Raw genomic sequence first — 23261 nt, 5'->3', positions numbered from 1 at the left:
GCACGAGTACGCCGATCAGTGGCTCGAACTGAGTGTGGCACCAACCGAGGGTGTCGCGGTCGGCTTGGCACACGACGCTCACCGCCTCGACGAGATCGACCAACTGCTCGCACTCGACCAGACCCTGGCCGGATCGAACGCCGCGGCGTCGTCGCGGACGACGAACGCCGCGGTGCGGGTCCCGTCCACCAGCTCGCCGAGCAGCTCGGGCGGTTCGGACGCCGCGACGAGCGCGGGGATGGCCAGGTAGACGGTGCCGAACAGGGGGCCGCAGGCCAGCGCGGCGCCGAGCTCCTCGACCGCGACCGCCTGGTCGACGAGGCTGCCGGCGACGCCGCCCGCGGATTCGGGCACCGACAGGCCCAGCACGCCGAGCTCGGAGCCCAGCCGGGCCCAGATCTTCGGGTCGTACGGCGGGTCGGCCGTCATCGCGGCGCGGACCGCGCTCTCGTCGATGTGGTCGGCGCAGAACTTGCGCACCGCGGTGCGCAACTGCCGCTGCTCGTCGGTGAACACGTACTCGCCTTGCGACTCAGCCACCTTGTCGGGCTGATCCGCAAGCTCCTCAGCCACCTTGTCGGGCTGATCCGCAAGCTCCTCAGCCACGCGGCACCTCCTTCCACGGCATCCCCGCATCCGCGCGGAGGTCTCCCGGCAGGCCGAGCACCCGCTCGGCGAGGATGTTGCGCATCACCTCGGACGTGCCGCCTTCGATCGTGTTGGCGCGGCTGCGCAGGAACCGTTGCTGGATGGGGCCGCGCCAGTCCTGGTCGTCACCGTCGTGCATGCCGTAGCTGCCGTACAGGATTCCCTCGGGGCCCAGCAGGTCCATGCAGAACTCGTAGACGTGCTGGTTGAGCTCGGCGCCGACGAGCTTGCCGACCGACGCCTCCGGACCCGGCCCGCCGACGGTCGCCGCGGCCCTGGACCGCTCGGCGGTGAGCCGCTGCGCCTCGGCGCGCAGCCACAGGCTGGTGAGACGGTCCCGCAGCACCGGGGTGTGCAGATCCGGCCGGGACGCCCACAGCGAGACCGCGTCGGAGATCGTGCCCGCCCCGCGTCGGCTGCCGCTGCCGCCCAGCGCACTGCGCTCGTTCATCAGCGTCGTCATCGCCACGCGCCACCCGTCGCCGACCGCGCCGAGGCGGTACGTGTCGGGGATACGGGCGTCGGTCATGTAGACCTCGTTGAACTCCGCATGCCCGGTCAGCTGCCGCAGCGGCCGGGTCTGGACACCCTCGCCGTGCATGTCGATGACGAAGTAGGTCAGCCCCTTGTGCTTGGGCACGTCGGGATCGGTGCGGGCCAGCAGCAGGCCCCACTTCGCGCGGTGGGCCAGGCTGGTCCACACCTTCTGACCGTTGACCACCCAGGTGTCACCGTCGAGCACCGCCGAGGTGGCCAGGCCCGCCAGGTCCGAGCCGGCGCCGGGCTCGGAGAACAGCTGGCACCAGATCTCCTCGGTGGTGGCCAGCGGCCGCAGCAGGCGCTCTCGGATCTCGTCGGTCTGGGCGTGCTCGCGCACCGTCGGGGCGGCCATGCCGTAGCCCATCGGGTTCAGGCCCAGCGGCACGGGACCGCCGGCGGCCTGCAGGATCCGGTCGGCGACCGCCTGCAGGCCCCGCGACAGTCCGAGACCACCGAAACCTTCGGGGAAGTGCACCCACGACAGCCCGGCATCGAAGCAGGCGCCGAGGAACTCCTGGACGGGAACGGTCTTGGGATCGTGTTCGTCGACCACCCGGCGGGCGATCTCGGCGACCCGGTCGGCATCAGTGCCCATAGCTGCACACTAAATCAGCGCGTGCGCCGACCGACGGCCAACGCGTCGGTCGGGGGCCGGGAGGGTCAGGCCTGCGTCAGCGCGAGGTGCTCGACGTGGGACCTGTGACGACGCTGGAGCAGGTAGCGGAGCCACCGAACATCAAGTAACACAGTGATCCTTACGCAGTCTTGGTCAGGAGGGGAAGCAGTTGGCGGCGCGCCACCATCGCATCGGCGAAGTGGTTCAGCGCCTCGGGAACCGAGCCCGCCGCGGGGAATTCGATGCCGGCCTCGCGGAGCGTCTGCTCGACCGCGCGGCTGGCGATCATCGACCACTCCACGCCGGCGGCCGTGCACACGTCGTCGACGGCATACAGCAGCGAAACCGCCTCGCGGGTGAAGGAGTCGACCCCGCTGAGGTCGAGGACGAAGGGCTTCTCGGCGAGGATGAAGCGGTCGGTGTACTCGCTGGCGCGGCCGACGTTGGCCCCGTCGAGGTGACCGGAGATGGTCACGACGGTGGCCAACTGGCGGCAGTGCGCCCGAATACCTGCGCCATCGCAATGAAACGTCGGATTGCCGTACATCGCAGCCTCCCTCGATCCCGTGGTGACACAGCGCGCCGGTGTGGCGCTACACGGATCAAGGTAGTGAGGCAATTTAAGGCCGCCGGGTGTATCTACTAATACTTCGGTAAGAACTGTTTCCCAGCCGCACAGCAAACTCCCCGGTAACTTTCACCGCCGGAGCTGTTGCTGCGCCCCGGTGTAGTTCACCCACGGGTTGTAGTCGGCCAGCAGCTCCTCCTGCGGGGGCCGCGCGTCCTCGGGCACGTGCTGGAGGTTGATCCGGATCCGGTACCAGATCGAGCTGGGTCCCCGCATTCCGTCGACCAGAACGTCGGCCGGTTCCAGCTTCGCCGCAGCCGCGGGATGCTTTTCCCGCCATCGCTGCAGCGCGGCCATCGCCTCGTCCCTGGTCTTCGTGCGGGCGATCTCGATCAGCGGCATCACCGACACCCGGCGCCCGTCCGCGGACTTCCGCGCACCGCGGGGCGCCTTCTCGGCGGGCCCGAGCCGGTCGGCGAGGTCGAGCAGCGCCTCCAGGCCGCCCGCCGCGTCGTCCATCCCCTCCCACGGATCACCGTGTTCGGCGAACCGCCGCGGCACCGTCTGCACGGTGAACTCCTCGGGCCGGCAACCGGCGACCTCGTCCCAGAACAGCGGCGTGGACACCCGCGCGTCCGGGGTGGCGCGCACCGAGTACGCCGACGCGACGGTGCGGTCCTTGGCGTTCTGGTTGAAGTCGACGAACACCCCGTGCCGTTCCTCCTTCCACCACCGGGCGGTCGCCGACTCCGGGGCTCGGCGCTCCACTTCCCGGGCGACGGCCTCGGCGGCGAGGCGGACGAGCTTGAACGGCCAGTTGCGGTGGATGCGCGCGTAGATGTGGAAGCCCCGCGAACCGGACGTCTTCGGCCAGGCCACCAGCCCGTGGTCTTCGAGCACCTCCCGCGCGACGAACGCCACGTCGAGGATCTGCCGCCAGCCGACGCCGGGCATCGGGTCGAGGTCGACGCGCAGTTCGTCGGGATGCTCCAGATCGTCGGCGCGCACCGGGTGCGGGTTGAGGTCGACGCAACCGAGGTTCACCGCCCAGATCAACCCGGCCGGGTCATGCAGCACGGCCTCCTTGGCCGACGTCCCCGACGCGTACTTCAGCTCGGCGACGTCGACGAAGTCCGGACGCTTCTCGGGCGCGCGTTTCTGGAAGACCGCTTCCTGCTCGATACCCTTGACGAACCGCTTGAGGATCATCGGCCGGTCCTGCACACCGCGCAACGCACCGCCGGCCACCGCGGCGTAGTAACGCATCAAATCGCCCTTGGTGAGCCCGAGATCGGGAAACACCACCTTGTCGGGATGGGTGACGGGCACCTGTTCGCCGGCGATCTCGAACCACTCGCGAGGTGCCATTTCTTCATCGTAGGTTCCAAACCGCGGTGCGACCCCCGTCACATAAGGTTGTCGCATGCCCAAGCTCAGCGAACTGCCGTTGCAGGCCGTCGCCAAGGTCCAGCAGACCGTCGGCAAATATCTCGACCGGGGATCCGCCGAGTTGCACTACGCGCGCAAGATGTTCGAGGCGGGCGCGCTGAAACTGGAGCCGCCACAGGACATCGCCGCGTTCGTGGCCGACATGCGGCGGTGGGGCGAGTTCGGGATGATCCCGGCGCTCAACGCGCGCCGCCACCCGAACCGCACGGCCGTCATCGACGACTTCGGTGAGATGACGTTCAAGGAACTCGACGACGCGGCCAACACGGTGGCCAACGGCCTGCTCGCCAAGGGTGTCAAGGGCGGCGACGGGGTGGCCATCCTGGCCCGCAACCACCGCTGGTTCCTGGTGTCGGTGTACGCCACCGCGAAGACGGGTGCCCGCATCATCCTGCTCAACAGCGAGTTCTCCGGCCCTCAGATCAAGGAGGTGTCCGAACGTGAGGGCGCCAAGCTTGTCATCTACGACGACGAATACACCGCCGCCGTCGCAGCGGCCGACCCCGAACTGGGCAAGCTGCGCTCCCTCGGGGTGAACCCGGACAAGAGTGAGCCGTCCGGGAGCACCGACGAGACCCTCGAAGAGCTGATCGCCCGCACCGGCTCGAAGCCGCCGCCGAAGGTCACCAGGCATTCGTCGATCATCATCCTGACCAGCGGCACCACCGGCACACCGAAAGGCGCCAACCGCAGCGCCCCGCCGTCGCTGGCCCCGATCGGCGGCGTGCTGTCATCGGTGCCGTTCAAGTCCGGTGAGGTGACGTCGCTGCCCGCGCCGATGTTCCACGCGCTGGGCTTCCTGCACGCGACGATCGCGATGATGCTTGGCACCACACTGGTGCTGCGCCGGCGGTTCAAGCCGGCGACGGTGCTCGCCGACATCGAGAAGTACAGGGCCACTGCGATCGTCGTGGTGCCGGTGATGCTGTCCCGGATGCTCGACGAACTCGACAAGTCCTCCCCGAAACCGGACCTGTCGTCGCTGCGCATCGTGTTCGTGTCCGGCTCGCAGCTGGGCGCCGAACTGGCCACCCGGGCGCTGCGCGAACTCGGGCCGGTCGTCTACAACCTCTACGGCTCCACCGAGGTCGCGTACGCGACAATCGCAGGCCCCCAACACCTCTCGATCAACCCGGCGACGGTCGGGCCGGTCGTCAAGGGGATGAAAATCCGGATCCTCGACGACAACGGCAACGACGTACCGCGCGGCGAGGTGGGCCGCATCTTCGTCGGCAACTTCTTCCCGTTCCAGGGCTACACCGGCGGCGGCGGCAAACAGATCATCGACGGGCTGCTGTCCTCCGGCGACGTCGGCTACTTCGACGAGCACGATCTGCTCTACGTCAGCGGCCGCGACGACGAGATGATCGTCTCCGGCGGTGAGAACGTGTTCCCGGCCGAGATCGAGGATCTGGTCAGCGGACATCCCGAGGTGGTGGAGGCGACGGCGATCGGCGTCGAGGACAAGGAGTGGGGCCACCGGTTGCGCTGCTTCGTCGTCAAGGCCGAGGGCGCGACGATCGACGAGGACGCGATCAAGGCCTACGTGCGCGACAACCTGGCCCGCTACAAGGTTCCGCGCGAGGTGGTGTTCCTCGACGAGCTGCCCCGCAACCCCACCGGAAAGATCCTCAAGCGCGAGTTGCGCGAGATGAAGCTCGACTGATTCCGGCGGTCATTCCGAGAACGCGGCCGAGCCGGGGACGGCGAGTGTCACCAGCATCAGCAGCAGCAGGAACCAGCCCGCGCCCTGCCAGGCCGTCCAGCCGCCGCCACCCTTCCACTGCCGGTAGGCGCGCAGCAGCGCGCCGACCCCACCCGCGAACAGGAACACCGGCACCAGCGCGGCGCTGAACACCGAACCGCGGTCCCCGAACGCGTAGACCGCGAACGCGATCGCCGCCAGCACGACGACCACGAAGGTGTAGGTCACCGCCGCCCGGTACTCCCCGGGGCGGTTGAACCGCTTCTCGACGAAGTCACGATCAGGATTCGACATCGCCGAAGGGGTTCCCGGCCGCGCGTGGGGCAAACCCACCTCAGGTGCGCATCGAGCGCAGCCGGAACGTGCGGACCGGACCGGCGGTGGTGGCGCGGCACTGCGAGAAGAGCGGTTCGGACATCGTCTCGTCCAGAAGAACCTCGACCGTGCCGGTGCCGGCGCCCAACAGGACCCGGACCCCGTCCTCGGCCTGCTGGACGGCCACCGCGGGCAGCGCGTCGATGCGGTCCTCGCCCAGGGCCTCCCGCGCGAAATGCTGCGCGGCCTGCACTGCGTGGGGAACCGACGTGCGCCCGCGCAGGAACCGGTCGTCGAGTCTTCCGTCGAGGTACAGCCGCACGAGTTCGGCGCCGTCGGTGCTGTCGACCCGGCCGTAGCAGAGCCCCTCGGGCAGGATCAGCATGGTCGCGGCGAACCGATCACCACCCAGATGTGAGCATTCCCAGGTGTTTTCGGGATACACGGCGGCGATCGCGGCGGCCGCGGCGCGGCCACGCACCGCGCAGCACTGGTCGTGTCTGCCGTGCGCGCAGACCGCCACGAGCGGCCCGCTGGTCTCGGTCCCGTCGGCGCCGTCGAGGTCGAGTTCGAGATAGTCGGTTGCGCTGTCGACCTCGCCGCGGAACAGCGCGTGCCTGCCCACATCGGACCTCGCCACGAACCATCGCCACCGCGGCGTCTGCCCTCGACGGCCGTGGCGCCGGACCGCCGCGATGCGCATGCCGGCGGACTCGGCGCGGCGCACGATCGCCCGCCCGAGCCCGGGGTCGAGGGATCCCGGCGACTGCAGGAACGCCGACGGACCCCACCCGCCCTCCACTTCGAGAAGGAGCCAGGACGAACCCGCCGAAGCGGTTCCGTACATCGGTTCGCCCCGCGCCAGCGACTCGTCACTGCACGGCGAGCGCTTCGCTGGCGTCACGAAAAGTCAGCCTACGACCGGCACCACGACGCCTTCGCGCAGCAGCCGCCGGACCAGAACCGCGCCGTCGGCGCCGTCCAGACCGGGCAGGTTGCCGGCGTCGGTGACACGGCCGTCGAGGATCTCCTCGACTGCGGCCGCGCAGAGGGCGGGAAAGGTGATGGTCTTGTCGGTCAGCCGGACGCTGACCCGACCGTCGGTGCGGTGCTGCACGGTCGCGTGCAGGCCGCGGCGCCACCGGACCCGCACCGTGTCCGCCCGGTCAGCGGCGCGCAGCACCGCCAGCGGACGGACCGCCTCCGGTCGGGTCCGCGCCCCGTACCGGGAGATCACCCGATCGGCGGCGGCGGTGCTCAGCACGGCCGCGTTGTCCTGCAGCCGGGTGACCATCTCGGCGATGACCTTCGCCGCCGTCGCCCCCGCCTCGTCCCGGTCGACGGGGTCGGTGCCCATCGGCAGCGGTGCCCGGAATTCGTCGAAGCGGCTGAGCTCGTCGAGAACGGCACGCGCGACGTCCCACACCGTCGTCGCCGACACCCCGATGGTGAGGTGGATCGACGTCGTGTCCACCGCCTGCGCCGCGTGCACCCACCCGCGCGGCAGGTAGAGGGCGTCACCCTGCGACAGCACGGCGTCGATGACGGGCTCCGCGGTGACCCGTTCGGCGATCTGCTCCCGGTGATCGGTCCACGGCTGGGTCGGCAGCGGGTGGCGGTGAACCGGTTCGTGGACGATCCACCGCTTGCGGCCCGACACCTGTAGGACGAACACGTCGTGGACGTCGTAGTGGAAGTCGAAACCCCGGTTGTCCGGCGGGGTGATGTACGCATTCGCCTGCGCGGGGTGACCGATGTCCGCGACGACCCGCTCGACGAAATCGATCAGCGGCGGCCACAACCTGTGCAGTCCCTGCAGGACGACCGTCGCGCCGGACCCGAGTTGGGACAGCACCTTGGCCGAATCGACCTGGTCGGCGATCTCGGCGCCGAACCCGGCGGGGCCGAGGTAGGCGTCCTTGGCCAGGACGTGGCCCTCCTTGGCGAGCCGGATGAACGGCGCGCGCACCCCGCGTTCGGCGATGAGCTCGTCGACCGTCGCGGGCGAGAGCAGGTCGCAGAAGTCGCGGGGCAGCGCGCCGGCCGGGCTCAGCAGCGGCTTGCGCCCCCAGTACTCGGCGGCGAAGGCGTCAGTGTCGATGCCGATGCAACGGCTGAGCACGGTGGGTCTCAGGCGGTACCGTCGGCGCCGCCGTCGTGGCCTTCGGGGTTGCTTCCGCCGTCGGCGGGGCCTTCACCACCGGCGGTGCCGTCGGCGCCGCCGTCGTGGCCTTCGGGGTTGCTTCCGCCGTCGGCGGGGCCTTCACCACCGGCGGGGCCGTCGGCGCCGCCGTCGTGGCCTTCGGGGTTGCTTCCACCGTCGGCCGGGCCTTCACCGCCGCCGGCGGTGGTGCTGATGTCGTCGTCTTCGAGCGCCATGGGGGTCTTCTCCCTGTCGGTCCCCGGAGGGATCCTCCTGTGCGCGGAGTGCGCGCGTCGGGGGTTTGCCCCGCCAGGGACCGGCCGAAACGCCCGTCGGCCTACGGATCGCGCGGAAGTCCCAGCAGCCGCTCGGCGATGATGTTGAGCTGCACCTCCGACGTCCCGCCGTAGATCGTGGTCGCGCGGCTGGCCAGCAGGTACTCGGCCCAGCGACCGGTGAGCTGCTCGGGATCGCCGACGACGGCGTCGGTGCCGAACGAGGACACCGCGAACTCGGCGTAGCCCTGCCCGGTCTTCATCGACAGCAGCTTGGAGATCGCCGCGGCGGGCATCGGATCGCCGCCGGCGAGCGTGAGCAGCGTCGACCGCATGTTCAGGATCTTGGCCGCGTGCCCTTCGGCGATCAGGATACCGGCGTGGTTCTGCGCGATCTGGTCGAACTGGCCCTCGCCGATGAACTCGACGAACTTGTCCAGGCTCGGCAGGAACGGGGGCTCACTGCTGCCGATGGACACCCGCTCGTTGGTCAGCGTGTTGCGGCTGACCTCCCATCCGCGGTTGACCTCGCCGAGCACCATGTCGTCGGGGACGAACACGTCGTCGATGAACACCGTGTTGAACATCGCGTTGCCGGTGAGCTCCCGCAGCGGCTTGACCTCGACCCCCTCGCTCTTCATGTCGAGCAGGAAGTAGGTGATGCCGGCGTGCTTCGGGGCGCTGGGATCGGTGCGGGCCAGCAGCGCGCCCCACTCGGAGAACTGGGCACCCGTGGTCCAGATCTTCTGACCGGTGATGCGCCAGCCGCCGTCGACCTTGGTGGCCTTGGTGGTCAGGCTGGCCAGGTCCGAACCGGCGCCGGGCTCGGAGAACAGCTGGCACCAGATCATCTCGCCGCGGAACGTCGGCGGCAGGAACCGCTGCTTCTGGTCGTCGGTGCCGAACGCGACGATCGACGGGATGATCCACGCGGCGATGCCCATCTGCGGTCGCCTGACCCGGCCCGTCGCGAACTCCTGGGCGATGATGATCTGCTCGATCGGGGTGGCCGCCCGCCCCCACGGCACCGGCAGGTGCGGCTGGACCCAGCCGCCCTCGGCGATCGCGGCGTTGCGCTGCTCGCGCGGGATCTCCTTCAACGCAGCCACTTCCGCGCGGATCTCGTCGCGCAGCTTCTCCGTCTCGGGGTCGAGGTCGATGTTCAGCGCCCGCATCCCGGTGGTCGTCGCGAGATCGACGACCTGCTGCGGGTAGTCCGCGGCCCGACCGAACGACGCGGCCAGCACCAGCGCCCGGCGGTAGTACACGTTGGTGTCGTGCTCCCAGGTGAACCCGATGCCGCCGTGCACCTGGATGCAGTCCTGGGCGCAGTGCTGCGCAGCCACGGGCGCCAGGGTAGCCGCCACCGCGGCGGCGAATTCACAAGCGGCGTCCGGGTTCTCACGGGACTCGTCGATCGCGCGAGCCGCGTCCCAGACCGCCGCGGTGGCCCGCTCGGTCTCGGCGATCATGTTCGCGCACTTGTGCTTGATGGCCTGGAGCTGGCCGATCGGGCGGCCGAACTGCTCGCGGATCTTCGCATACGCCGACGCGGTGTCGGTGGCCCAGCGGGCGACGCCGATCGCCTCGGCGGAGAGCAGGGTCGACATCAGCGCGCGGGCGTGGCCGCGGCTCAGGTTGCCCAGCACCCGATTCCCGACTTCTTCTGGGCCGACCTCGACGGCGTTGGCGCGCACATGGGCGACCGGCCGCAGCGGGTCGACACTGCGCACCGGCTCGATCTCCAGCGTGGCGGCGTCGAGCACCACCCATTCCTCACCGGACTCGATCGCGACGGGCAGCACCAGCAGCGACGCCTGCGCGGCGCAAGGGACGGCGCGCACCTCGCCGCGGATCACCAGGCCGTCGCCGTGCCGGGTCGCGGTCAGACCCGAGTCGATCGCGTAGGCGGCGATCACCTCACCGGAGGCGAGGTCGCGCAGCACCGCGGCGCCGGGGTCGTGGGCGGCGATCAGTGCGCTCGCGATGGCCGACGGCACGAACGGCCCCGGTACCGCGCCGTAGCCGAACTCCGCGATGACGATGGCCAGCTCGAGGATGCCGAAACCCTGCCCGCCGACCGACTCGGCCAGGTGCACGCCGTGCAGCCCCTGTTCGGCCGCGGACTTCCAGTACGGCGGCGGGTTGGGGACCGGGTTCTCCAGCGCGTCGTGCAACACCTCCGACGGGGCCACCCGTTCGACGAAGGCCCGCACCGAATTGGCCAGGTCGTTGTGTTCTTCAAGGATCGCGATGGGCATAGCTGCACCTTTCCACGCCGTCGTGGCTGGTCCCAACCGGTTGGTTGGGTATGAGATTACCTCGGCACCTGGTTCACCACGTCAGCGAGGTCGCGGCCGTCGCGCAACCGTCGGCAGTTGTCGACCGCGAACTGCAGATAGCGGCGCATGGTGTCGACGGTGTACCAGCTGACGTGCGGGGTCAGCACCACGTTCGGCAGGGTCAGCAGCGGATTGTCCGCAGGCACCGGCTCCACGCTGAACACATCGAGGCCGGCCGCCGCCAGCCTGCCGCCGCGCAGCGCGTCGACCAGGGCCGCCTCGTCGACGATCGGCCCGCGGGACGTGTTGACCAGCACCGCGTCCTCCCTCATCCGGTTCAGCGCGTCGCGGCCCAGCAGGCCGGCGGTGGCGTCGGTGAGCGGCAGATGCAGCGAGACGATGTCGGCTTCGGACAGCAGGTTCGGCAGTGTGCGCCAGCCGGCGCTGCCGTCGTCGCGGGTGCTGGTGTGGATCACCTCGGCGCCCATCGCGAGCAGGATCCGTTCCAACTGCTTGGCGATGTTGCCGTAACCGACCAGCCCGACGGTGCAGCTGCCGATGTCGCGCACCGTCTCACCCAGCGTCGGATCCGACGGCCAGCCGCGGCCGTCGCGGGTGGCGCGGTCCAGGTCGGGCAGTCTGCGCAACGCGGCGAGCATCAGCAGCAGCGTGCCCTCGGCGACCGACGGCGCGTTGGCGCCGGGCATGTTCGCGACCGCGACCCCGCGCGCCGTCGCGGCGTCCACGTCGATGGTGTTGACCCCCGCGCCCAGTTTGTGCACCAGCCGCAACCGGGGCGCCTTGGCCAGGTCCTCACCCGAGAGGGGGCGCAACACGTGCCAGAGCACGTCGGCCTCCGGTAGCTCCCGATAGAAGGTGTCGTCGTCGTCCTCGGCGCAGAACCGCAGATCCAGCCAATCTGTGTGCGGTGCAAGGAATTCAGTGACCTTGTCGCCAGGCACGAAATTCGCGAGCACCCTCACCAGCGGCGTGCGATCCACTTGGCGATGGTATCGGCTTTCTCCGAGCGTGCGCCCGGGGTGGTGAAGTAGTGGTCGGTGTCGATCGAGCACATCGTCTTGTCGGCGCTGCCGAGCGCGTCGTGGATGCGCTGGGCGTCGGAGGGGTAGACGCCGGTGTCCTGTTCGGCGTTGATCACCAACGCCGGACACGTGATCCGGGACAGGTGCGGCTCGGCCCGGGTCTGCGCGTGGCGCAGGCTCCACATGCCCAACCAGTTGCGCAGGGTGCAGGCCGCCGCGATTCCGTGCGTGGACCGGTTCGCCTTGGCCGGCACCCCGGCGTAACACATGTTGGCGGGCCGCTTCGTGGGTTCCAGCGTGGGGTCGACCATGCGCGGGTCTGCCCAGGTGCGCATCACCGTGAACGGCCGGTCGGAGAACCCGGCTGCGCGGACGCGGGTCAGTTCGGCCTCGGCCCAGTCGGTGATGGCCTCGTTGCGTGCGATCTGCGCGGCCCGGTACCGCGCGATGAACTCCGGGTCGAAGGGCGGTCCGTTGCGCTCGTTGAACAGATCGAGGTCGAGATCGGTTGCCACCGCGTCGTTCTCGTCGACGACCGACGCGTCCATCCATGCGGTGAGCACGTCGGGGCGACCGGGGTGGGCGGCGCTGGCCACGTAGCCGTCGGCAGGTGGCAGGTGGTCGAGACCGGCGGCAGGGCGCATCCCCTGCAGCGGGGTGACGTGCTTGTCGACGGCGTTGGCCTGATACGCGGCCATCAACGACCCCCCGCCCGAATTGCCGAGCAGAATCACCGTTTCGATGCCCTGGACCTCGCGCAGCCAGCGCACGCCGACCCCGATGTCCACCAGCGCGTGGTCGAGCAGGAAGCTGCTTTCGAACCCCCGGAACCGGGTGTTCCAGCCCAGGAAACCGATGCCGCGGGTGGCCATGTAGTCGGCGAGATAGTGCTCGGAGAAGTCGATCTGGTAGTGCGTCGCGATCATCGCCACCTTCGGCTTGCGGCCCATGCCGCGGTGGTACAGCCCCTGGCACGGGTGCCCGCCGGAGCCGGCACGCCGCGCGGTGGACGAGTCCAGCCCGATGAATTCCCGGGTGACGCCTGGGGTCTGGGTGGCGATGTGGCTCATGGGTGGTGGGCCTCCGGGTAGTAGATGGTCCGGTAGAAGATGTCGGCGAGGGTCTTGATGCAGGCCTCGTCGTCGATGTCGCCCGGGGCATCGGCGTTCACGCCGGAGAGCTGGGTGTAGCAGAACTGGTTGAGCATCGACACCAGCGCCACCGCCACCAGGTGGGCGTCGTTGTTCTCGGAGAAGCCTTGACGCTGCGCCTGTTTGACCAGCGAAGTGATCAAGGCGATCGGTAGCGAACAGATCTCGTTCCAGTACTCGGCGAAGTCGTCGCTGATCATCGCCAGCTGGCTGACGGCGATGATCTCGGCGAGCCGGTTGCGATAGGTGTTCCAGTGCGCGGCCGCCGCCTGGTAGGACCGCTCCCAGTTGTCCAGCCCCGGCTGTGCGGCGGCCAGTGAGCGGGTGCGGGCCTCGTCGCGGAAGCGCACCGCCCACTCGCGGACCATCGCCTCCTTGGAGTCGTAGTAGTTGTAGAACGACGCCGTCGACCGGCCCGCCTCCCCGGCGATGTCCGCGATCGTGGTGGCCAGGATGCCCTTGCGCGCGATCACCGAACGGGCCGCCGCGTCGATCGCCGCCTGGGTCTGGCGCCCGCGGACCGTCGGGAGTTCCTCGCGGGGACTGACGCTCACCTGGCACCCACTCGCGCTGCACTCCTCGTTCGCCGTTGATCCGAAACTGAATCTGATGTTAGATTCAGTTTCGCAGCCGCGCGCCGAAATTGCATTCCAACAGGCGTCCACTCGAACTTTCGCTGCTGGAATGCCATTTCGGCGGAGAAAGGAAGGCGCGAACATGATCAAGCCGCACAACGCCAACACCGAGTTCGAACTCGGCGGCATCAACCATGTGGCCCTGGTCTGCTCGGACATGGCGAAGACCGTGGACTTCTACACCAACGTGCTCGGCATGCCGCTGGTCAAGTCGCTCGATCTGCCCGGTGGCATGGGTCAGCACTTCTTCTTCGACGCGGGCAACGGTGACTGCGTGGCGTTCTTCTGGTTCGCCGACGCGCCCGACCGCGTGCCGGGGATCTCGTCACCGGAGGCGATCCCGGGCATCGGCGACATCGTCAGCGCGGTGAGCACGATGAACCACCTGGCCTTCCACGTGCCCGCCGAGAAGTTCGACGAGTACCGGCAGCGACTCAAGGACAAAGGGGTGCGGGTCGGGCCGATCCTCAACCACGACGAGAGCGAGGTGCAGGTCTCGGCGACCGTGCACCCCGGCGTGTACGTGAGGTCCTTCTACTTCCTCGACCCCGACGGCATCACGCTCGAATTCGCGTGCTGGACCAAGGAATTCGGCGAGTCCGATACCACCACGACGCCGAAGACGGCCGCCGACCGGCGCGTTCGGGCCCCGAACTAGTCGCGGTACAGGGCTGGGTCGGCGAGCTGGTCGATCAGCGCGCCGAGCTGGCCCGCCAGCTGCGCGGCGGTGAAGTCGAGGTCGCCGGCCAGCCAGGCGCTCAACGTCTGGGCCACCCCGCCGACCACGAAGTGGCCCGCCGCCCGGATCCGTTCGTTCTGTTCCAGCTGTAACGCCGTGCCGGCGTGCTGGCCGGACAGCAGCGCGAACAACGCGCCGGACTCCGCACGCTTGCGCACCACCACCGGGTTGTCCAGACGCGCGCTGAACAGCAGCCGGCCGACCCGGACGTCGTCGGAGATGGTGCGCACGATGTTGGCCATGCCCTGGCGGCTCTGCTCCCGCGCGGGCGCCGCGGCGACGGCGGCCTGCGTGGTGGCCGCGATGTCGGCGACCACCCAGTCGAAGACGGCACCGACGAAGACGTCCTTGTCGGTGAAGCTCTCGTAGAAGTACCGCGCGGCCAGACCGGCCTGCGCGCAGATGGCCCGCACCGTCAGTTCGGGCGGGGCGGCCTGCCCGCCGAGCAGGTCCAGGCCGGCCTCCAGGAAACGGCGGCGGCGCTCGGCGACCCGCTGCCGGGCCTCGACCCCGCGGTACGGACGGACCTGGGCCATGGCACCCATATTGACACTCCTCGCAGCGAAGGAGCAATATCAGGAAACAGGCGTTCGCACATTTGCGGAGCGCCACCGCCGAGAGGAGTGTTCGCCGTGACGCTGGACGAATCGGTCAGTGCGCCGGTACCGCTTGTCGAACGTCCCGTGACCGACTCGACGGCGCCGTCGCCTCCGCGCGGCCCGGCCCGGTCCGACGACGGCATGCTCGGCCTGGGTCTGCTGGCCGGCCCGGCGAACGTGATCATGCAGCTGGCCCGCCCGGGCGTCGGCTACGGCGTGGTGGAGAGCCGGGTCGAGAGCGGCCGGATCGACCGCCACCCGGTCAAGCGGGCCCGCACCACCTTCACCTACCTCGCGGTGTCGACCAACGGCACGCCCGAACAGCAGTCCGCGTTCCGGCGTGCGGTCAACCGTGCGCACGCGCAGGTGTTCTCCACCGACGAGAGCCCGGTGAAGTACCACGCCTTCGACAAGGAACTGCAGCTGTGGGTCGGCGCCTGCCTCTACAAGGGGGTGGTCGACGTACACCGGTTGTTCGTCGGCGAGATGGACGACGACACCGCCGACCGGCTCTATCTGCAGGGGCGGGCCCTGGCGACGATGCTGCAGGTGCCGGAGGACATGTGGCCGGCCGACCGTGCCGCGTTCGACCGCTACTGGCAGCAATCGCTGGACCAGGTGCACATCGACGACACCGTGCGCGAGTTCCTCTATCCGATCGCGGCGTCCCGGCTACGCGGTATGGCGTTGCCCGGACCCCTGCAGCGGCGGGCGGAGCGGCTCGCGCTGCTGATCACCACCGGCTTCCTGCCGCAGCGCTTCCGCGACGAGATGCGGCTGCCGTGGGACGCCGACCGGCAACGCAGGTTCGACCGGCTGATGTCCGTGTTACGGACCGTCAACCGCATTTCCCCCAAGGTCGTGCGTCAGTTCCCGTTCAACGTGCTGCTCAAAGACCTCGACTGGCGCATCCGCACCGGGCGCCCGCTCGTCTGAGCCGACCGGTGACCCGGTTCACTCCGCCGGGCTGACCCGTGCGTCTCGACACTTTGCCTGTGCGATGCTAACTTCAGCAAAAGTTAGCTTAGCCATACATAAGTCGTCGCAAGGAGATGCGGGGGGACAGGTCCCTGGTACGCCCAGGGTCCGGCACCGCGAACACAGTTCATGGAATTTGGGAGTGACACGATCGCGGCTGCGGCCGGAGCGACCCGCGTCGATCAGGACGTGGTCAGCCGGTTTGCGACCTGCTGCCGCGCGCTGGGGCTGTCGGTGCACGACAGGCGGCGTCCGGCGGACCTGGCGGCCGCCGGGAACGGTTTCGCGGCGCTGACGCGCATCGCGCACGACCAGTGCGACGCATGGACCGGGCTGGCCGCCGCCGGCGACGACTCGCCGCACGTCATCGAGGCGGTGTGGCAAACTTCGGCGACCGCCGGCGTGCTGCAGCGCGAGATCCACCTCGAGCCCGGTGCGCTCGGCTTCGGCTACGACACCGGCCTCTATCTGCGGTTCCGCGCAGCCACCCCCGACGACTTCGCGCTGGCGTATGCCGTGCGGCTGTGCGACGCGGCGCGGTACGAGGAGGCCGACGAGCTGGTCGGCGCACTCCTCGAACGCCGGCCCGGCTGGCTGGAGGCCCGGTGGGTGCGCGCGGTGCTGCACTACCGGACGGCGCGGTGGTCCGACGTGGTCCGGATGCTGACCCCGCTGGTGGCAGATCAGTCGCTCGACGAGACCCCGGCACACGCCGCCCGCGTCGCGCTCGGCACCGCGCTGGCCCGGCTCGGCATGTTCGCCCCCGCGTTGTCGCACCTGGAGCGGCCCGAAGGTCCGGTCGCCGTCGCGGCCGTGGACGGCGCACTGGTCAAGGCGCTGGCGCTGCGCGCGCAGGGGGAGGACGAGGACGCCCATGAACTGCTGCAGGAGCTCTACGCCGCCAACCCGGAGAACGCTCAGATCGAAGAAGCGTTGTCGGACACCAGCTTCGGGATCCCGACGACGACGGCGGCGCGCATCGAGGCGCGCAGCAACCCGTGGGACCCTGAGACCGAGCCCGGCGAGGCCGATTTCGTCGACCCGGGGGCCAAGGACCGCAAGGCGCACCTGCTGATCGAGGCCGAAGCCGAACTCGCCGAGTTCATCGGCCTCGACGAGGTCAAGTATCAGGTCGCCCGCCTGAAAAGCTCGGTCGCGATGGCGATCCGGCGTCAGGAGCGGGGCCTGGCGGTCGCCCAGCGCACCAACCACCTGGTCTTCGCCGGCCCGCCCGGCACGGGTAAGACCACGATTGCCCGCGTGGTCGCCAAGATCTACTGCGGTCTCGGCCTTCTGAAGAAGGAGACCGTGCGGGAGGTGCACCGCGCCGATCTCATCGGCCAGCACATCGGCGAGACCGAGGCCAAGACCAACGCCATCATCGACAGCGCCCTCGACGGCGTGCTGTTCCTCGACGAGGCCTACGCGCTGGTCTCCACCGGCGCCAAGAACGACTTCGGCCTGGTCGCCATCGACACGCTGCTGGCCCGGATGGAGAACGACCGTGACCGGCTGGTCGTCATCGTCGCCGGCTACCGCAAGGACCTCGACACCTTCCTCGACACCAACGAGGGTCTGCGGTCCCGTTTCACCCGCAGCATCGACTTCCCGTCGTACTCAGGCAAGGAGCTCGTCGAAATCGCCACACGCATGGCCGAGAAACGTGATTCACGTTTCGAGGACGCGGCCCGTAGGGACATGGAGCGCCTGTTCGAGTACCTGGCCCAGGCCACCACACCCGATGCCAACGGGGTGAACCGGCGCAGCCTCGACATCGCCGGCAACGGCCGCTTCGTGCGTAACCTCGTCGAGCGTTCCGAGGAGGAGCGTGAATACCGCCTCGACCACTCCGATGCCGAGGACTTCACCGACGACGAGTTGATGACGATCACCGCCACCGACGTGGCCAATTCGGCCGGTCCGCTACTACGAGGACTGGGACTGTCCATGCCACAACAGCTTTCGGAGCAGCAGTGAGCGCGCCCGAGGAGGAGCGCCGCTCGTTCGCCTCCCGCACACCGAACAACGAGAACCCCGACCGGGTCACCTACCGGCGCGGCTTCGTCACCCGCCACCAGGTCACCGGTTGGCGGTTCGTGATGCGCCGCATCGCATCCGGGGTCGCCCTGCACGACACCCGGATGCTGGTCGACCCGCTGCGGACGCAGTCCCGTTCGGTGCTCGTCGGCGCACTGATCCTGGTCACCGGGTTGATCGGCTGCTTCCTGTTCTCGTTGATCCGGCCCTCCGGCGCGGCGGGCACCGATGCGGTGCTCGCCGATCGCGACACCGCGGCGCTGTACGTCAGGCTGGGGGAGCAGTTGCATCCCGTGCTGAACCTGGCCTCGGCCCGGCTGATCACCGGCCGGCCCGACAACCCGGCCATGGTCAAGAGCAGCGAGCTCGACCAGTTCCCGCGCGGGAACATGATCGGCATCCCCGGGGCACCGGAACGCATGGTGGCCAACACGACCCGCGACGCGTACTGGACGGTGTGCGACGCGGCGACGGGACCGGCCACCGGTGTCACCGTCATCGCCGGCGAGCCGGCCGACGGTGGGGAGCGGGCCGCTCCGTTGCCGGCCGGGCATGCGGTGCTGGCCGAGAACGGCGGCCGCACCTGGCTGCTGTGGGACGGCAAGCGCAGCCCCATCGACCTGGCCGACCGCGCTGTCACCGGCGGCCTGGGCATCGGCGTGGATGCGGCTGCGCCGCAACCGATCGCGGCCGGGCTGTTCAACGCGATCCCCGAGGCGCCGCCTCTGGTCACCCCCGCGATCCCCGGTGCCGGGCTGCCGTCCGCGGCTCCGCTGCCCGAACCGCTCCCGGTCGGCGCCGTCGTCGTCGCCTACGACGCCGACAACGCGGTCCGTCACTACGTCGTCCTCGCCGACGGCCTGCAGCCGGTCTCGCCGGTGGTGGCCGCGATCCTGCGTAACTCGAACTCCTACGGGCTGGCACAGCCGCCGCGGCTGGACGCCGACGTGGTGGCCCGGATCCCGGAGGCCACCGGCGTCGACAACGCGGCCTACCCTGCCGAGAGAGTCACGCTCGTCGACGTCGCCGCCAAACCGGTCGTCTGTGCCACCTGGGCCAAACCCGAAGGAGCGCAGGGAAGTTCGTTGACACTACGGTCCGGCGCCGTGCTGCCCGTCGCCGACGGGGTGCGCACCGTCGAGCTGGTCAGTTCCGGGACTCCGGGCGGCCCGGCCGAGCGGGTCGCACTCCCGCCCGGCACCGGATACTTCGTCGACAGCGGCGGCTCGCTGTTCTGGGTCGGTGACACCGGTGTGCGCTACGGCATCGACACCGGCACCGAAGGAATCGACACCGTGGCCGCGCTCGGCCTGACCACCGCACCGCTGCCCATCCCGTGGTCGGTGCTGTCCCAGTTCGCCTCGGGCCCGACGCTGTCGCGTACGGACGCGTTGCTGGCCCACGACTCGTTGGCCCCCAACCCGGCACCGGCCCGGTTGGAGACCACCTCTGCGTTGGAGAATCCATGAGCAGGCTGATCTTCGAGCACCGCAAGCGGGTACCCGCGCCGGCCGTCCCGAAGGGCACCATCACAATCGAGCCGCCGCCGGAGCTGCCGCGGGTGATCCCCCCCTCGCTGCTGCGCCGGGCGCTGCCGTACCTGATCGTGATCCTGATCGTCGGCATGATCGTCGCGTTGGTCGCGACCGGGCTGCGGATGATCTCGCCGACCATGCTGTTCTTCCCGTTCGTGCTGCTGCTCGCCGCGACGGCGCTGTACCGCGGCACCGACAACAAGATGCGCACCGAGGAGGTCGACGCCGAACGCGCCGACTACCTGCGCTACCTGTCGGTGGTCCGCGACAACGTGCGCGCGCACGCCGACGAACAGCGCGCCGCGCTGGAGTGGTCGCATCCGGCGCCGGCCGCGCTGGTCGGCATCCCGGGCACCCGGCGGCAGTGGGAACGCGATCCGCACGACACCGACTTCCTGGTGCTGCGCGCCGGCCTGCACGACCAACCGCTGGCCACCACGTTGCGGGTGAAGGACACCGCCGACGAGATCGACCTGGAACCGGTGTCGCACAGCACGTTACGCAGCCTGCTCGACACCCAGCGCACGGTCCACGACGCGCCCGCCGGTATCGACCTGACCCGGGTGGCCCGGGTCACGGTGGTCGGTGACGACGCCGACGTCGTCGGTGCGGTGCGGGCCTGGATCGCCCAGGCGGTCACCTGGCACGATCCGTCGGTGCTCGGCGTCGCCTTCGCGGGCGAGCGGCTGGAGTCCGACTCGTGGTCATGGCTGAAGTGGCTGCCGCACACCGACGTGCGGGGACAGGTCGACGGGGTGGGCCCGGCCCGCTACCTGGCCACCGAACCGGCGGCGCTGCGCTCGCTGCTGGCGCCGGTGCTGGCCGAGCGGGGACCGTTCACCGGTGACGGGCCCACCGACGCCAGACATCTGCTCGTCGTGCTCGACGATCCCGACGCCGATCCCGGTCAGTTCATCGGCCGCGGGCTCGCCGGTGTCACGGTCATCCACCGCAGCGACAGAGCGCCCGACCGCGACCGGTATCCGGACCCCGAACGACCGATCCTGCGCATCGCCGCGGGCCGGATCGAGCGGTGGCAGAACGGAACATGGGCGCCGTACGTCGACGTCGCCGACCGGATGGGAGCCGACGACGCGCGGCACATCGCACGCCGGCTGGCCCGGTGGGACTCCAACCCCAACCACGGCCGGTCCGCGACCACCGGAGGCGCGGCGTTCACCACCCTGCTGGGGATCCCGGACGCATCGGCGCTCGACGTGGCGGCGCTGTGGGCGCCGCGCAACCGCGACGACGAACTGCGGGTGCCCATCGGCGTCACCGCGACCGGTGAACCGCTGATCTTCGACCTCAAGGACGAGGCCGAGGGCGGCATGGGCCCGCACGGTCTGATGATCGGTATGACGGGGTCGGGCAAATCGCAGACGCTGATGGCGATCCTGCTGTCGCTGTTGACCACGCACCCGGCCGACCGGCTGATCGTGATCTACGCCGACTTCAAGGGCGAGGCCGGCGCGGACATCTTCCGTAACTTCCCGCAGGTCGTGGCCGTGATCTCGAACATGGCCGAAAAACGTTCGCTGGCCGACCGGTTCGCCGACACCCTGCGCGGTGAGGTGGCCCGGCGAGAGCATCTGCTCAAGGAGAGCGGCCGCCGCGTGCAGGGCAGTGCGTTCAACTCCGTCACCGAATACGAGAACGCCATCGCCGAGGGGCATGACCTGCCCCCGCTGCCCACGCTGTTCGTGGTCGCCGACGAGTTCACCCTGATGCTGGCCGAGCACCCCGAATACGCCGATCTGTTCGATTACGTTGCGCGCAAAGGCCGTTCGTTCCGGATCCACCTGCTGTTCGCGTCCCAGACGCTGGACGTCGGCCGGATCAAGGACATCGACAAGAACACCTCGTACCGCATCGGTCTGAAGGTGGCCAGCCCCAGCGTGTCCCGCCAGATCATCGGTGTCGAGGACGCGTACCACATCGAGTCCGGCCGCGAGCACAAAGGCGAGGGCTTCCTGGTGCCCGCACCCGGCGCGCTGCCGATCAAGTTCCGCAGCACCTACGTCGACGGTATCTACGAGCCGCCCCGGGTGGACAGGTCGATCGTCGTGCACGCGATCCCGAAGCCCCAGTTGTTCAGTGCCGGCTGGGTCGATCCCGAACCCGACACCGTGATCGTCGAAGACGGTGCCGATGTCGAGGTGCTGCCGCCACGCAAGCTGATCACCACGATCGGCGAGCAACTCGCGCAGTACGGACCCCGGGCGCCCCAGCTGTGGCTGCCCCCGCTGGACGAGCCGATCCCGCTGCGGGACGTCCTGGAGCGCTCCGGTGTCGGTGCGCGGCAGTGGCGCTGGCCGCTCGGCGAGATCGACCGGCCGTTCGAGATGCGCCGCGACCCGCTGATCTTCGACGCGACGTCGGCGTCGGCCAACATGGTGATCCACGGCGGCCCGAAGTCCGGGAAGTCCAGTGCGCTGCAGACTTTCGTGCTGTCCGCGGCGGCCCTGCACGCCCCCGGCGACGTGAGCTTCTACTGCCTGGACTACGGCGGCGGACAGCTGCGTGCGCTGGAGAACCTGGCGCACGTCGGCAGCGTGGCCTCCCCGCTGGAACCCGAGCGGATCCGCCGCACGTTCGGCGAACTGGAGCAGCTGCTGCGGGCCCGTCAGCAGCACGGCGCCACCGCAGGCAACGGCGCATACCAGGACGGTTACGGCGAGGTCTTCCTGCTGATCGACAACCTCTACGCGTTCAGCCGGGACAACACCGACACCTTCAACGCGCGCAATCCGTTGCTGGCGAAGGTGACCGAACTCGTCAACGCCGGACTGTCGTACGGCATCCACGTCGTCATCACCACCCCGAACTGGCTCGAGGTGCCACTGGCCATGCGCGACGGGCTCGGACTGCGGCTGGAGCTGCGGCTGCACGACGCCCACGACAGCAACGTCCGTGTGGTGGGGGCGTTGCGCCGGCCGGCCGAGAGTGTGCCCGCCGACCAGCCCGGCCGCGGCCTCACCATGGCCGCCGAACACTTCCTGTTCGCCACCCCGGCGATGGAAGCCGTCCCGGCGCTCAACGCCCGCTATCCCGGCCAGAGCGCCCCGCCGATCCGGTTGCTGCCGACCGATCTCGCGCCGAGCGCGTTCCCGACGCTGTATCCCGCGCCGGAGCGGGTGGTGGTCGGCCAGCGCGAGGAGGATCTGGCGGCGGTCACCGTGAACTTCGGGGACAACCCGTTGATGATGGTGTTCGGTGACGCCAAGACCGGCAAGACGACCCTGCTGCGGCACCTGATCCGCACGATCCGGGAGAACTCACGACCCGACCAGGTCGCGTTCACGGTGATCGACCGGCGGCTGCAGCTCGTCGACGAGCCGATCTTCCCGGACAACGAGTACACCCCCAACATCGACCGGATCACCCCGGCGATGCTCGGGCTGTCGGCGTTGCTCGAAAAGCGCCGTCCCCCGGCGGGGCTGAGCCCGCAGGAACTGAGCCGGTGGGACTTCCGCGCCGGAGCCAACGGTTCGGGCAGCCACCTGCACTACCTGATCATCGACGACGTCGACCAGATCCCCGACGGGCCGGCGGTCAGCGGCCCGTTCGCCGGGCAGCGGCCCTGGACGGCGTTGATCGGACTGCTGGCCCAGGCCTCGGAGCTGGGTCTGCGCGTGATCGTGACCGCACGTGCGGCCGGTTCGGCCCACGCGGTGATGACCGCGCCGCTGCTGCGGCGCCTCAACGACCTGCAGGCCACCACGTTCCTTCTCTCGGGCAACCCGCAGGACAGCGGCAAGATCCGTGGTCACCGGTTCGCCCGGCTTCCGGTCGGTCGAGCGATGCTGCTCGACGACACGGACAGCCCGACGTTCGTCCAGCTCGTCAATCCCCACGCCGAACGCACGGCCGCCCGATCCGGCCACAGCGGAAAGGAATACAGCTGATGACCCTTCGCGTCGTCCCGGAAGGCCGCTGAATATCGGTTCTTTCACTGGCACTTGGAGTTTCCCCATATCTTCCCCATGGCAGCCGCTGGTGG

Annotated in this window: 18 protein-coding genes and 1 pseudogene; 6 read left to right on the top strand and 13 right to left on the bottom strand. The window is 69.6% G+C overall.

Annotated features, from left to right (window positions below; genetic code table 11):
• Nucleotides 1-102 precede the first annotated feature (102 nt).
• The 4 genes and pseudogenes from ASJ79_RS26520 to ASJ79_RS26505 form a co-directional block, all read right to left on the bottom strand.
• Nucleotides 103-540: pseudogene (locus ASJ79_RS26520) on the bottom strand (acyl-CoA dehydrogenase family protein); the annotation flags it as partial.
• Between the two features lie 58 nt (nucleotides 541-598).
• Nucleotides 599-1783 carry an acyl-CoA dehydrogenase family protein gene (locus ASJ79_RS26515; RefSeq protein WP_067961790.1) on the bottom strand — a complete coding sequence of 395 codons (1185 nt, stop codon included), beginning with the start codon at nucleotides 1781-1783 and terminating at the stop codon, nucleotides 599-601.
• Between the two features lie 160 nt (nucleotides 1784-1943).
• Complete coding sequence (locus tag ASJ79_RS26510) at nucleotides 1944-2351, bottom strand: STAS domain-containing protein (protein ID WP_067961788.1); 408 nt, start codon at nucleotides 2349-2351, stop codon at nucleotides 1944-1946.
• A gap of 150 nt (nucleotides 2352-2501) precedes the next feature.
• Nucleotides 2502-3740, bottom strand: coding sequence for a DNA polymerase domain-containing protein (locus ASJ79_RS26505; RefSeq protein WP_067961786.1), 1239 nt, complete (start codon nucleotides 3738-3740; stop codon nucleotides 2502-2504).
• A 55-nt stretch (nucleotides 3741-3795) separates the two neighbouring features.
• Here ASJ79_RS26505 and fadD2 point away from each other — a divergent pair, with 55 nt between their 5' ends.
• Nucleotides 3796-5487 (top strand): long-chain-fatty-acid--CoA ligase FadD2, encoded by a 1692-nt coding sequence (gene fadD2, locus ASJ79_RS26500; protein ID WP_067961784.1) that lies wholly within the window; start codon nucleotides 3796-3798, stop codon nucleotides 5485-5487.
• Nucleotides 5488-5496: 9 nt separating this feature from the next.
• Here the strand turns inward: fadD2 and ASJ79_RS26495 are convergent, their stop codons facing one another.
• The 8 genes from ASJ79_RS26495 to ASJ79_RS26460 form a co-directional block, all read right to left on the bottom strand.
• Nucleotides 5497-5820, bottom strand: coding sequence for a hypothetical protein (locus ASJ79_RS26495; RefSeq protein ID WP_067961782.1), 324 nt, complete (start codon nucleotides 5818-5820; stop codon nucleotides 5497-5499).
• A 40-nt stretch (nucleotides 5821-5860) separates the two neighbouring features.
• On the bottom strand, nucleotides 5861-6745 hold the full coding sequence (locus tag ASJ79_RS26490) for a sucrase ferredoxin (RefSeq protein WP_067961781.1): 885 nt from the start codon (nucleotides 6743-6745) through the stop codon (nucleotides 5861-5863).
• Nucleotides 6746-6751: 6 nt separating this feature from the next.
• On the bottom strand, nucleotides 6752-7963 hold the full coding sequence (locus ASJ79_RS26485; RefSeq protein ID WP_067961779.1) for a cupin domain-containing protein: 1212 nt from the start codon (nucleotides 7961-7963) through the stop codon (nucleotides 6752-6754).
• An 8-nt stretch (nucleotides 7964-7971) separates the two neighbouring features.
• On the bottom strand, nucleotides 7972-8220 hold the full coding sequence (locus ASJ79_RS26480; protein WP_067961777.1) for a BatC protein: 249 nt from the start codon (nucleotides 8218-8220) through the stop codon (nucleotides 7972-7974).
• A gap of 101 nt (nucleotides 8221-8321) precedes the next feature.
• Complete coding sequence (locus tag ASJ79_RS26475; protein ID WP_067961775.1) at nucleotides 8322-10520, bottom strand: acyl-CoA dehydrogenase; 2199 nt, start codon at nucleotides 10518-10520, stop codon at nucleotides 8322-8324.
• A 56-nt stretch (nucleotides 10521-10576) separates the two neighbouring features.
• Complete coding sequence (locus ASJ79_RS26470) at nucleotides 10577-11524, bottom strand: 2-hydroxyacid dehydrogenase (protein WP_067961796.1); 948 nt, start codon at nucleotides 11522-11524, stop codon at nucleotides 10577-10579.
• Nucleotides 11521-12654, bottom strand: a complete 1134-nt coding sequence (locus ASJ79_RS26465) for an alpha/beta hydrolase (protein ID WP_067961773.1) — start codon at nucleotides 12652-12654, stop codon at nucleotides 11521-11523. The genes ASJ79_RS26470 and ASJ79_RS26465 overlap by 4 nt, the downstream gene beginning before the upstream one ends.
• Nucleotides 12651-13289: a TetR/AcrR family transcriptional regulator gene (locus ASJ79_RS26460; protein ID WP_067961772.1), complete on the bottom strand. Its 639-nt coding sequence runs from the start codon at nucleotides 13287-13289 to the stop codon at nucleotides 12651-12653. The genes ASJ79_RS26465 and ASJ79_RS26460 overlap by 4 nt, the downstream gene beginning before the upstream one ends.
• Nucleotides 13290-13452: 163 nt before the next feature.
• Between ASJ79_RS26460 and ASJ79_RS26455 the strand changes: the two genes are divergently transcribed.
• Nucleotides 13453-14028, top strand: a complete 576-nt coding sequence (locus ASJ79_RS26455) for a VOC family protein (RefSeq protein ID WP_067961770.1) — start codon at nucleotides 13453-13455, stop codon at nucleotides 14026-14028.
• Here the strand turns inward: ASJ79_RS26455 and ASJ79_RS26450 are convergent.
• Nucleotides 14025-14654, bottom strand: a complete 630-nt coding sequence (locus tag ASJ79_RS26450; protein ID WP_067961767.1) for a hypothetical protein — start codon at nucleotides 14652-14654, stop codon at nucleotides 14025-14027. The two genes, ASJ79_RS26455 and ASJ79_RS26450, sit on opposite strands and share 4 nt — an antisense overlap.
• A gap of 87 nt (nucleotides 14655-14741) precedes the next feature.
• Here ASJ79_RS26450 and ASJ79_RS26445 point away from each other — a divergent pair, with 87 nt between their 5' ends.
• The 4 genes from ASJ79_RS26445 to eccCa all read left to right on the top strand — a co-directional run bounded on the left by ASJ79_RS26445 (nucleotide 14742) and on the right by eccCa (nucleotide 23166).
• Nucleotides 14742-15644: an oxygenase MpaB family protein gene (locus ASJ79_RS26445; protein WP_067961794.1), complete on the top strand. Its 903-nt coding sequence runs from the start codon at nucleotides 14742-14744 to the stop codon at nucleotides 15642-15644.
• 171 nt (nucleotides 15645-15815) lie between these two features.
• Nucleotides 15816-17663, top strand: a complete 1848-nt coding sequence (gene eccA / locus ASJ79_RS26440) for a type VII secretion AAA-ATPase EccA (protein WP_082754082.1) — start codon at nucleotides 15816-15818, stop codon at nucleotides 17661-17663.
• On the top strand, nucleotides 17660-19192 hold the full coding sequence (gene eccB, locus ASJ79_RS26435; RefSeq protein WP_067961765.1) for a type VII secretion protein EccB: 1533 nt from the start codon (nucleotides 17660-17662) through the stop codon (nucleotides 19190-19192). The genes eccA and eccB overlap by 4 nt, the downstream gene beginning before the upstream one ends.
• The gene (eccCa, locus tag ASJ79_RS26430; protein ID WP_067961764.1) at nucleotides 19189-23166 is read left to right on the top strand and encodes a type VII secretion protein EccCa; all 3978 of its coding nucleotides are present in this window, start codon (nucleotides 19189-19191) and stop codon (nucleotides 23164-23166) included. The genes eccB and eccCa overlap by 4 nt, the downstream gene beginning before the upstream one ends.
• Nucleotides 23167-23261 lie beyond the last annotated feature (95 nt).

Origin of the sequence: Mycobacterium sp. NAZ190054 (assembly GCF_001545925.1) — a bacterium.
Taxonomy (GTDB): Bacteria; Actinomycetota; Actinomycetes; order Mycobacteriales; family Mycobacteriaceae; genus Mycobacterium.
This window is presented reverse-complemented; position numbering and strand designations above follow the sequence as displayed.

Bases quoted from the DNA above. Each gene is read 5' to 3' on its own strand.
- ASJ79_RS26515 (WP_067961790.1), bottom strand. From the start codon at position 1,783: ATGGGCACTGATGCCGACCGGGTCGCCGAGATCGCCCGCCGGGTGGTC.
- ASJ79_RS26510 (WP_067961788.1), bottom strand. From the start codon at position 2,351: ATGTACGGCAATCCGACGTTTCATTGCGATGGCGCAGGTATTCGGGCG.
- ASJ79_RS26505 (WP_067961786.1), bottom strand. From the start codon at position 3,740: ATGGCACCTCGCGAGTGGTTCGAGATCGCCGGCGAACAGGTGCCCGTC.
- fadD2 (WP_067961784.1), top strand. From the start codon at position 3,796: ATGCCCAAGCTCAGCGAACTGCCGTTGCAGGCCGTCGCCAAGGTCCAG.
- ASJ79_RS26495 (WP_067961782.1), bottom strand. From the start codon at position 5,820: ATGTCGAATCCTGATCGTGACTTCGTCGAGAAGCGGTTCAACCGCCCC.
- ASJ79_RS26480 (WP_067961777.1), bottom strand. From the start codon at position 8,220: ATGGCGCTCGAAGACGACGACATCAGCACCACCGCCGGCGGCGGTGAA.
- ASJ79_RS26475 (WP_067961775.1), bottom strand. From the start codon at position 10,520: ATGCCCATCGCGATCCTTGAAGAACACAACGACCTGGCCAATTCGGTG.
- ASJ79_RS26465 (WP_067961773.1), bottom strand. From the start codon at position 12,654: ATGAGCCACATCGCCACCCAGACCCCAGGCGTCACCCGGGAATTCATC.
- ASJ79_RS26455 (WP_067961770.1), top strand. From the start codon at position 13,453: ATGATCAAGCCGCACAACGCCAACACCGAGTTCGAACTCGGCGGCATC.
- ASJ79_RS26450 (WP_067961767.1), bottom strand. From the start codon at position 14,654: ATGGGTGCCATGGCCCAGGTCCGTCCGTACCGCGGGGTCGAGGCCCGG.
- eccA (WP_082754082.1), top strand. From the start codon at position 15,816: ATGGAATTTGGGAGTGACACGATCGCGGCTGCGGCCGGAGCGACCCGC.
- eccCa (WP_067961764.1), top strand. From the start codon at position 19,189: ATGAGCAGGCTGATCTTCGAGCACCGCAAGCGGGTACCCGCGCCGGCC.